The sequence below is a fragment of the Kribbella albertanoniae genome (assembly GCF_004348455.1).
In the GTDB taxonomy this organism is placed as follows: domain Bacteria; phylum Actinomycetota; class Actinomycetes; order Propionibacteriales; family Kribbellaceae; genus Kribbella; species Kribbella albertanoniae.
In genome coordinates, this window is the sequence record NZ_SMKA01000336.1 from 1 (window position 1) to 9,414 (window position 9,414).

9 protein-coding genes are annotated in these 9,414 nt (G+C 67.3%); 3 read left to right on the plus strand and 6 right to left on the minus strand.

Going from position 1 to position 9,414, the window contains the following annotated elements:
* Positions 1–934: 934 nt before the first annotated feature.
* The gene (locus E1261_RS40300) at positions 935–1,477 is read right to left on the minus strand and encodes a hypothetical protein (protein WP_132415025.1); all 543 of its coding nucleotides are present in this window, start codon (positions 1,475–1,477) and stop codon (positions 935–937) included.
* A gap of 92 nt (positions 1,478–1,569) precedes the next feature.
* Positions 1,570–2,085: a MarR family winged helix-turn-helix transcriptional regulator gene (locus tag E1261_RS40305; protein WP_132415026.1), complete on the minus strand. Its 516-nt coding sequence runs from the start codon at positions 2,083–2,085 to the stop codon at positions 1,570–1,572.
* Positions 2,086–2,149: 64 nt separating this feature from the next.
* On the opposite strand from E1261_RS40305, the gene E1261_RS40310 reads away from it, so the two are divergent.
* The gene (locus tag E1261_RS40310) at positions 2,150–3,163 is read left to right on the plus strand and encodes an alpha/beta hydrolase (protein WP_238176746.1); all 1,014 of its coding nucleotides are present in this window, start codon (positions 2,150–2,152) and stop codon (positions 3,161–3,163) included.
* On the opposite strand, the gene E1261_RS40315 is transcribed toward E1261_RS40310, so the two are convergent.
* Positions 3,160–4,626, minus strand: a complete 1,467-nt coding sequence (locus E1261_RS40315; RefSeq protein WP_238176747.1) for a peptide MFS transporter — start codon at positions 4,624–4,626, stop codon at positions 3,160–3,162. The two genes, E1261_RS40310 and E1261_RS40315, sit on opposite strands and share 4 nt — an antisense overlap.
* 135 nt (positions 4,627–4,761) lie before the next feature.
* Between E1261_RS40315 and E1261_RS40320 the strand changes: the two genes are divergently transcribed.
* Positions 4,762–5,580: an IclR family transcriptional regulator gene (locus E1261_RS40320; RefSeq protein WP_132415027.1), complete on the plus strand. Its 819-nt coding sequence runs from the start codon at positions 4,762–4,764 to the stop codon at positions 5,578–5,580.
* A gap of 86 nt (positions 5,581–5,666) precedes the next feature.
* Positions 5,667–6,929: a histidinol dehydrogenase gene (hisD, locus tag E1261_RS40325; RefSeq protein WP_132415028.1), complete on the plus strand. Its 1,263-nt coding sequence runs from the start codon at positions 5,667–5,669 to the stop codon at positions 6,927–6,929.
* Between the two features lie 86 nt (positions 6,930–7,015).
* On the opposite strand, the gene E1261_RS40330 is transcribed toward hisD, so the two are convergent.
* The 3 genes from E1261_RS40330 to E1261_RS40340 all read right to left on the minus strand — a co-directional run.
* Positions 7,016–7,978: a dihydrodipicolinate synthase family protein gene (locus E1261_RS40330; RefSeq protein ID WP_132415029.1), complete on the minus strand. Its 963-nt coding sequence runs from the start codon at positions 7,976–7,978 to the stop codon at positions 7,016–7,018.
* 7 nt (positions 7,979–7,985) lie between these two features.
* A complete protein-coding gene (locus E1261_RS40335) occupies positions 7,986–8,855 on the minus strand; it encodes an amidohydrolase family protein (protein WP_132415030.1) in 870 nt (289 codons plus the stop codon).
* A 55-nt stretch (positions 8,856–8,910) separates the two neighbouring features.
* Positions 8,911–9,414: GNAT family N-acetyltransferase (locus tag E1261_RS40340; RefSeq protein ID WP_338033984.1), on the minus strand; the 504-nt coding region annotated here is incomplete at its 5' end.

The following is a 9,414-nucleotide window of genomic DNA, read 5'->3' on the forward strand; positions in this document are numbered from 1 at the left end:
GTTGCCCCTTCTCTGCTCGTTATTTCAGGGGAGAAGGGTCCAGTTGAGCGGATATCCCCTGAGTTGGGGGGGGGGTTGCCCCCTGAGCCGGGGGGTTGCCCCCTGAAATTTTCAGTGGGCAACCCCTCGGGTGAGGGGGCAAGCTGCGTTGCGCCGGCCTGTGCCGCTCGGATGCGGCCGGTCGCGCGGGTTGTGGTTACTCGCCGCTGCGGCCGGCGTTACTGAAGAGGTGTGGCTGGGGCGGGTGCCTGGCTGGGCCGGATGGCGAGGCCGGCAGGCAGAGGTGGAGCTCGGCGGGCAGAGGTGGAGGTCGGCGGGCAGAGGTGCATGAGGTCTGGGGCTGACGGGCTGGGGTTGCCTTCGAGGAGACGAGGCCTCTCCGCTGACCCGCCGCGGTGGGTTGAGGCAGGTTGGGGGTTGCTGTACGCGGTTGTCCGGCGAGGCTGGGGAGTCGTACCTCCCGGAAACGACGGGTAGAACTCCCCAACCCCGCAATAACCAGCCGAACAGCCGAACCGCGTACAGCTACTGGGGACCCCGGACACCCGACCAGATGTCCGAACTCCCCACCAGGTGACCGCGGTTCCAGCCGGCCCACCTCCACGCCGCGCAGCAGGCCGCCGTACCTGCAACGTCCGAAGGACACGCGCGCCTGGTGTGCGGATCGTCGGACGTTAATCGTTGCTCGGGGTTAACGTCCGAAGGATCCGAGGGCGTGGTCTCCGGATCTTCGGACGTTGCGACGGGGATGACGGCGAACCAGCCACACATCGGTCGGGAGAACCTCATGGCCTGGTCAGGGCCTCCGCGGGGAGTGCGCACCCTCCGCGATGCGGTCGGTGGACCCCGGGGGCGGATCTCCACCACTGTCTAACGTCCTGCGCGGCTACTGGTGCAGGTGCTGGTGAGCCTGAACTGCCCGAGGAGCGGAGGGTTAGACAGTGCTGGCGGTCCGCCCCACCTCGCGAGCGTTGGCGCCGGCGTGAGATTTGCGGCGGCGGTGGTAGGCCCAGGTGAGGAGGAGTAGGGAGGGACCCCAGAGGTGCAGGAAGCTGTAGCTGCCGACCATGAGGTACTGCCAGGGGGTGCTGGTGAAGTTGAGGGCGCTGTCGGTGTAGGCACCGTGCATGGCGTAGGTCCAGAGGGCGATCAGGGAGAGGCCGCCCAGGGTGGCGGGGATGATGGCGGCGTACGGCGGGACGGGGCGGCCGCCGATGAGGGGGATCCAGCGGGGGACGATCTCGCCCCAGCGTTGGACCAGGCCGAGGCTGGTCAGGGCCAGCGCTTCGGAGAAGAGGGACAGGCCGACGACGTACAGCTTGGGGCCGAAGCCGTGGACGTACATCTCCTGGCCGGTTTCGTCGATCATGCCCATCGACGAGCCGAACACGAGCCCGATCCGCCACAGGCTCGAGGGCAGCACGAAGAACGGGATGGCGTGGGCGAGGCGGTAGGCCCAGCGGGGGACGGGTTGCATGCTTCGAGCATCCGACGGCCGGGCCGTCGAGCGCTTCACCCGTGTGGGGGAAGCGCCTCCATCTAGGGGCTGAGCATCTAGGGGCTGAGCATTTACGGGCTGGGCATGAGGTCGGGGCCGTCGGCCTCGGCGGCGACGACGACCTTGCGGAGGAGTTTGAGCAGGGTCTCGCGTTCGCGAGGCGACAGCGGGGCGAGCAGTTCCTGTTCGGCACTGGCTTGGGAACCGATCGAGGACTCCCAGGCACGATGGCCGTCTTCGGTCAGTACGACGACCACGCTGCGGCGGTCGGTGGCCGCGCGGCTGCGGGCGACCAGGCCGGCTTGGGTGAGCCGGTCCAGGCGGTTCGTCAGCGTGGCCGGATGGGTGTCGAGGGCAACGGCCAGTGCGGTCGGCGTGACGCTGTACGGCGGGCCCGCGGAGCGCAGTCGCCAGAGGATGTCGTACTCCCAGCTGCGCAGCCCGAGCTCCTGCAGCGCCGCCGCACGCCGTTGCTGCAGATGCCGAACCAGCATCTGCATCCGCGTGACGACGCCCTCCACCTCGACGTCGAGGTCGGGCACCTCGTGCTGCCAGTACTCGATGTGCCGATCGATCGAATCCCGCATGACCCCGATGGTACTACGATTCAATATATTATGGTTTCATAGTATCGACGATGAGGAGCTGCCTGTGTTCGAACTGATCGGCCGCCTCGACGAGGACACGATCGACAGTCGGTTGTTACGCGACAACCCGCTCGGCGATCCGTCCCGCCGGCCGGTGTGGGTCTACACCCCACCCGGCTACGACGGCGGCACCACCCGCTACCCGACCGTGTACATGCTGCTCGGCTTCAGCGGCACGCTGCCGTTGTGGCACAACCGGATGCCTTACCGGCAACCCGTTCCCGAGCTGATCGACGGCTTGTTCGCCCGCGGTGAGGCGCCGGGCATGATCGTCGTCTACGTCGACGCCTTCACCAAGTACGGCGGCAGCCAGTACGTCGACTCGCCCGGAACCGGCCCGTATCACTCGTACCTGTGTGACGAGGTGGTCCCGTGGGTCGACGCCCATTACCGGACGATCGCGGATCGCGACCACCGCGCGATCGCCGGCAAGTCGAGTGGCGGTCTCGGCGCGATGATCACGCCGATGCTCCGGCCGGACCTGTTCGGCGCATTCGCCACGCACTCGGGCGACGCGCTGTCCGAAGCGCAGTACATCCCGCACTTCCTTTGGGCCGCACGGCACCTACGTCAGTACGACGGCGACATCTTCGCGTGGTGGCGTGATTTCAGCACCCGAATCGCGTTCACCCGACCTGAGGATGAGCGGCTGCTCGAACTGCTCGGCGTATCTGCCTGCTTCTCACCGGATGCCGACGGCAGTCCGGAGCTTCCGTTCGACCCGGTGACCGGTGCGCTCAAGCCGGAGGTCTGGGAGCGCTGGCTGCGTTGGGATCCGGTCCGGATGGCACCGGATCATGCCGAAGCGTTACGTTCCCAGCGGGCGGTCTGGATCGACGCCGGGACGAGTGACGAGTGGTTCCTCGACCTGGGCGCGCAGGCCTTCCGGCAGACCCTGACCACCGTCGGTGTCGCGGATGACGTCGTACGGTTCGAGCTTTTCGATGGCGGTCATCGGGCCATTGAGTACCGCCAGCCGCTAGCTGTGGCGTGGCTGGCGGAACGGCTCGCTGACTAGTCCTGCTTGGTGTGGCGCTTGATCCAGGGGGCCAAGGTGTAGAGGGCCAGGGCGAAGACGATGGTGACGATCGCCAGGCCGCCGAAGTAGGCAGTGTCGGAAGCGCCTTCGGTGGCCTGGACCAGCTGAGCCGTGATCGCTTGGCCGGCTGCCGGCGCGAGGAACCAGAGCGCCATCATCTGGCTGAGGAAGGCGCGCGGCGCCAGCACCGTGGTCGCGGCCAGGCCGACGGGGGAGAGGAAGAGCTCGCCGAGAGTCTGGATGACGTAGACGAGGACCAGCCACAGTGGGGAGGCGAGCTTGGCGCCGACGACGTTCGACGCCAGCGCCATCACGGCGAACGAGATCCCGGCCAGCAGTAGGCCGGTCGCGAACTTCTGGCCGATACTCGGGCCGCGATCGCCGAGCTTGATCCAGATCACTGCGAAGACCGGCGCCAGGATGATGATCGAGAACGGGTTGATCGACTGGAAGAACTCCGGCGAGATGTTCGCGCCGAACAGGTCCAGGTTGGTCCGGTCGGCGGCGAACGTGGTCAGCGTGGTCGCTGCCTGCTCGAAGACCATGAAGAACAGCATCGCTGCGATGAACAACGGGATGTACGCGCGGACCCGCTGCCGCTCGACCGGCGTCACCAGCGGGCTGCGCAGCAGCATCGTGAAGTAGGCGATCGGGGCCAGGAAGCACAGGTACGAGATCGCGTCGACGACCGGCTTCGGCCCGAACCCGCCGGACAGCCACGCCGACAGCAGGAAGACGACCACGAGCAGACCCAGTACGGCGGCGCTCACCTTGATCATCGTCGGCCGGTCCTCGGCGGTGAGCGGGTTCGGCGGGGTGTCGCCGCGGCCGTGCAGGGTGCGGCGCCCGAGCAGGTAGGCGATCAGCGCCAGTGTCATCCCGACCGCGGCGGCCGCGAACGCGACGTGGAAGCCGAACTCCCGGCGCAGGAACCCGACCACGAACGGCGCCGAGAACGAGCCGATGTTGATCCCCATGTAGAAGATCGAGAACGCCGAGTCGCGACGGGCATCGCCTTGTTCGTAGAGCGTGCCGACCATCGTCGACACGTTCGGCTTCAGCAGACCGGTGCCGAGGGCAACGAGCGCGATCCCGGCGTACGCCGTACTGGTCGCGGGAAGCGCGAGGCAGAGGTGACCGGCGACGATCACGCTGCCGCCGTACAGGACGGTCCGGCGGGCGCCGAAGACGCGGTCGGCGAACCAGCCGCCGAGCACCGAGAGCAGGTAGACCGAGGCGCCGTAGATCGACACCACGGCCTGGCCGAGCGATTCGCCCAGGCCGAGTCCGTGCGCCTGGTCGGTCAGGTACAGCAGCAGGATCGCGCGCATCCCGTAGTAGCTGAACCGCTCCCACAGTTCGGTCGTGAACAGCGTCATCAACCCACGCGGATGCCCGAAGAACGTCTTCTCCGGACGCTCGGCCGACTGCGATACCGACACGGTTCACTACTCCCTGCTACCTGGTTGCCAAACGCACCGACCGTACTCCGTCCTGGGCCAAGATCGCCAACCGAGCCCGTAAACTCCATCATCGGATGTGAATCTCTCTGATTTCGAAACATGGCAGGAGCCAGGATGGACATCGACCGGGGTGGTGGGGTGGGTGAAGCCTCCAGTACTGAGGAGCGGTCGCCGTCGCCGGCGGTTGCGCGGACGCTGACCGTGCTCGAAACGCTCGTCACCTCTGACGAGGAGCTGACGCTGACCGCGCTGGCGAAGAAGGCGAAGATCCCGCTCGCCACCTGCGCGTCGATCGTCTACACCCTCGAGCAGCGCGACTACGCCAGCCGCCGGGTGGTCGGGCGCAGCCACTTCTGGCGGCCGACCCTGCGGCTGTACGGGCTGGCCACCCAGCTGATCCGCAAGGTCGACCTCTCCTCGGTCGCGAACCGCGAACTGCGCGAGGTCGCCGACCGCCTCGGAATGCCGGTGCACATCGGTGTCCTGACCGGCACTTCGATCGTGTACGTCGCCAAGGCCGCGATGCCCGGGTTCATCCAGTTCGACACCTACCCGGGGAAGGTCGCGCATTTCAACCTGACCGCCCTGGGGAAGGCGATCGCGGCGTACCTGCCGGAGGACGAACTGACTCCGTTGCTCGGTCATTTGGAGCAGGGCTACGGGCCGAAGGCGAAGCCGGTCAACGAGGAGACCTTCCGGGCCGAGCTGGCCAAGGTGCACAAACAGGGTTTCGCGTTCGAGGACCAGGAGGAGCAGGCCGATATCGCCTGTGTCGCGGCGCCGTTCTTCACCGCCGGTGAGCACGTCGCCGGTGCGGTCGGTGTGACCTCGTTCGCCCGTGATCTGACTCGGGACAAGCGCAAGCAGGCGCAGACCGCGCTGGTCCAGCTGGCTGCCACGATCTCGGAGCGGCTCGGCGCCGAAGTGGTCTAACCGTCTCGCTGATCGACCATTTCCTGGCGATCGTTCGGCACGTATCTTCACAGCCATCTCGTTGCGCGATGAGCTGAGGAGAGACGATGGCTGTGCACCTCAAGACCGGTTGGCCGCAGCAGGTCGAGCGGCAGCAGGAGGTGATCGACACCGTCAGCCGGATCCTGCGCGAAGTGGAGCACGAGGGCGAGCCAGCGATCCGGCGGTGGTCGGCGCAGCTGGACGGCTGGGAGCCGCCGACTTTCGTCGTACCGGCGGAGCGGATCAAGGCTGCGGCGGAGACGGTCGACGACGAGCTGGCGGAGCAGTTGGAGTTCGCGCGGAGTCAGGTCGAGCGGTTCGCCCGGGCGCAGCGGGACACGATGCAGGACCTGGAGATCGAGACGCTGCCGGGCGTCGTACTGGGGCATCGGCATCTGCCGGTGGCCAAGGTCGGTTCGTATTCGCCAGGTGGTCGGTATCCGTTGATCGCGTCGTCGATCATGACCGTGACCGTGCCGAAGGTCGCCGGGGTCGACACCGTGGTCGCGGTCGCGCCGCCACGGGATGGTCAGGGTATCTACGGGCCACAGCTCTACACGATGGACCTGGCCGGTGCGGACGTCATACTCTGCCTGGGCGGCGTACAAGCCTTTGCTGCACTAGCCTTTGGCGTCGAGGACGTGGCGCCGGTCGACCTGGTTGTCGGCGCCGGGAACGCGTATGTCGCCGAGGCCAAGCGGCAACTGTTCGGCACCGTCGGCATCGACCTGCTGGCCGGACCCACCGAGGTCGCAGTGATCGCCGACGAGACCGCGGATCCGCGCTTGGTTGCCGCCGACCTGCTCGGCCAGGCCGAGCACGGCTTCAACAGCCCGGCGTTGCTCGTCACCACCTCGCACGACTTCGGTACGGCGGTGATCGCGGAAGTCGACCGCTGGCTGGGCGGTGACTGGCCGACGGTCGAGGTCGCCGGAACGGCCTGGCGTGAGCACGGCACAGTCGTGGTCTGCGAATCTCGCGAAGAGGCTGTCCAGGTCAGCGATGCCTATGCCCCCGAGCACCTGGAAGTCCAGACCGCTCACGACGACTGGTACGCCGCCAACCTGCGCAACTACGGCTCGCTGTTCATCGGGCCCGAGGCGACGGTCGCGTTCTCCGACAAGTCGATCGGCACGAACCACGTACTGCCGACCGGCCGCGCCGCCCGCTACACCGGCGGCCTCTGGGTCGGCAAGTTCCTGAAGACCGTCACCTACCAACGCCTAACCCCAGCTGGCGCACGCACAATCGCGCCCTCGACCGCCGCCATCGCCGACGCCGAACTCATGTACGGCCACGCCCTCACCGCCCGCCTCCGCCTGAACTAGCCCGCCCACGCCACCAGTGGTGGCAGGAGACAGCCACTCGTGGCCGGAGACCTGTGGCATCAGGTCTCGGGCCAGCAGGTTCTGTCTCAGGGGCGTCCGAGTGGGGGGAGGAGGTCGGCGAATTCGGTGAGGGCTCGGTCGACCATGCGGACTTCTTCGGTGTCGAGGTGGTGGGCGGGTTCGCGGCAGTAGGGGGAGGCGAAGAGGCCGCGGCGGACGGAGATGAGTTTCTCGGCGGCGATGATGCGTTCGGTGTCGAGCATCCAGTACGAGATGTAGGGGAGCAGACGGCGATGCAGTTCGACCCCGCCGGCCTCGTCACCGGTGGCGAAGCGGCGCCAGATCTCCACGTAGACCTCGGTGAGCGAGCAGCCCGGCTGGGTTCCGACCGCGCCACGGCGGATCGCGTCGGGCAGCTGGACCCCGGCGTACCCCTCCAGGGCTGCGAGTGACGGCGTACCGGCGGCGAGCTCGGCGATCAGCGGGCCGGGCGGGCTCGACTCGACCTTGACCAGGCGGAGGTTCGGGTGGTCCTGGGCGATCGCGCGGAGGAGGTCGGCGTCGAGGCTCGTGCCGGTCTCGCTCGGCGCGTACTGCAGCACCATCGGGATCGGGTCGATCGCGGTCAGCACAGTGCGCACGTGATCGGCCAGCGCGGTGCGCGACGGCGACAGGAAGTGCGGCGGCAGCAGGTTGATCAGGTCGGCCCCGGCCTCCACCGAATCCATCGCACGCAACGCAGCGAGCCGGGTCGCATGATCCTGTACGGCGACCACCGCGGCCACGTCGTTGCGGTCGCGAGTGTGCTCCAGCAGGATCGCTGTCAGCCTCCGGCGTTCGTCCTCGGACAGCTTGTGGAACTCGGAGGCGAACCCGGGGAACATCACGCTGGTCACGCCGGTCGACAGCGCATAGGCAACAACCCGCTCGAAGCCGGTGTAGTCGACCTCACCATCGGCGGTGAACGGAACCTCGAGCACCGGGGAGACCCCGCGGACCAGCAGTGAAGCGTCGGTGGGCCGCTCGGACCCGATTGCTGTGGTGGCCATGGTGTCCTCACGGTGCCTTGAGGCCGAGGGCGCCGAGCGCGTCGGCGTTGATGATTCCGTCGATCACCTCGTCCGGAACGCGCGGCAACTTCGTTCCTTCGAGCATGTCGTTGACCGTGCGCAAACCGGCGATCGCCTCACCGGTGTTCGCGATCGGGAAGTCCGACCCGAGCAACAGCTTGCCGGCCGCGCCCCATTCGACCGCGTTGATCAGCGACTGGTAGAGCACCCACGGACGCAGGTAGATCGACGAGACGTCGGCGTACACATGCGGGTGTTTGCGGATCGTCACGACCGTCTCGCGGCTCCACGGGTGACCCATGTGCGCCATCACGATCCGCAGCTCCGGATACCGCAACGCGATCTCGTCGGTGACGAGTGGATAGGTGTAGCGCAGCGGGGCCTCGCGGATCGGCGAGGCGCCGGAGTGGAAGAGGATCGGCAGGCCGTTGGTCTGGCAGTAGTCGTAGAACGCCAGCGCGGGCTCGCCGAGCGGGTCGAAGTTCTGGTAGTTGGGGCCGAGCTTCACGCCGACCAGACCTTGCTCACGGCAACGATCGGCCTCGTCGAAGGCGTACGCGGTCGGGTTGACCGACATGAACCCGATCCGCTTCGACGGATTGTCCCGGACGAACTCGATCGTGGCGTCGTTGCAGCGCTCCGGCGGGTGCGGGATCCCGGTCGCGGCCAACGGGTCGTCGACCGCGATGTTGAACACGATCGACACGTCGGCCGCCGCCATCGCTTCGTCGTACTCGGCCCAGGTGTTGGTGGTCACCACCGGCCGGTCGTTGCGCCAGCTCGTGTACACCTGGCGCTCGTCGTCCGGGACCACCTCGCGGTGGGTGGGCGTGTGCGCATGGACATCGACGATCATTCTCAACCTTCGAAATCTCGTAGATAGTTTCTGAGTTTCGAAGTTTAGTCGATGATCAGGTCGTGATCCAGTACCGCCGGGTGGTCCCCAGCCAGGTCTCCCGGATGTCCTCCAGCACCCCTCCGTTGCGCTCGATCGTCTTGGCCGACGCGACGTTGGCGTCGTCACAGCTCACCATCACGCGCTCCAGCCCAAGCTCCCGCGCGCGCTTCACGACCTCCCCGAGCGCCCACCCCGCCAATCCGCGACCACGCGCCGACGGGCGAACGCCGTACCCGATGTGTCCACCACCCTCGAGCAACTTGTCGGTCAAGCTGTGCCGCAAGGTGATCGCCCCCAGGTACTCGCCGTCCTCGACGATCCACCAGTGCGTAGCGTGCACAAACCCCACCTTCATCGGCGTACTGGGATCACTCCGCTCCCGCAGATACCGAACCCACGCCGCAAACCCCTCAACACTCCGCACATCGTGCTCCCCCTCGTGATACCCGGACCCATCCTGAGCCACGGCCCCCCACTCACCCAACGACTCCAGCCACGACCCCTGAAACCCCACATC

Bases quoted from the DNA above. Each gene is read 5' to 3' on its own strand.
- E1261_RS40300 (WP_132415025.1), bottom strand. From the start codon at position 1,477: ATGCAACCCGTCCCCCGCTGGGCCTACCGCCTCGCCCACGCCATCCCG.
- E1261_RS40305 (WP_132415026.1), bottom strand. From the start codon at position 2,085: ATGCGGGATTCGATCGATCGGCACATCGAGTACTGGCAGCACGAGGTG.
- E1261_RS40320 (WP_132415027.1), top strand. From the start codon at position 4,762: ATGGACATCGACCGGGGTGGTGGGGTGGGTGAAGCCTCCAGTACTGAG.
- hisD (WP_132415028.1), top strand. From the start codon at position 5,667: ATGGCTGTGCACCTCAAGACCGGTTGGCCGCAGCAGGTCGAGCGGCAG.
- E1261_RS40330 (WP_132415029.1), bottom strand. From the start codon at position 7,978: ATGGCCACCACAGCAATCGGGTCCGAGCGGCCCACCGACGCTTCACTG.
- E1261_RS40335 (WP_132415030.1), bottom strand. From the start codon at position 8,855: ATGATCGTCGATGTCCATGCGCACACGCCCACCCACCGCGAGGTGGTC.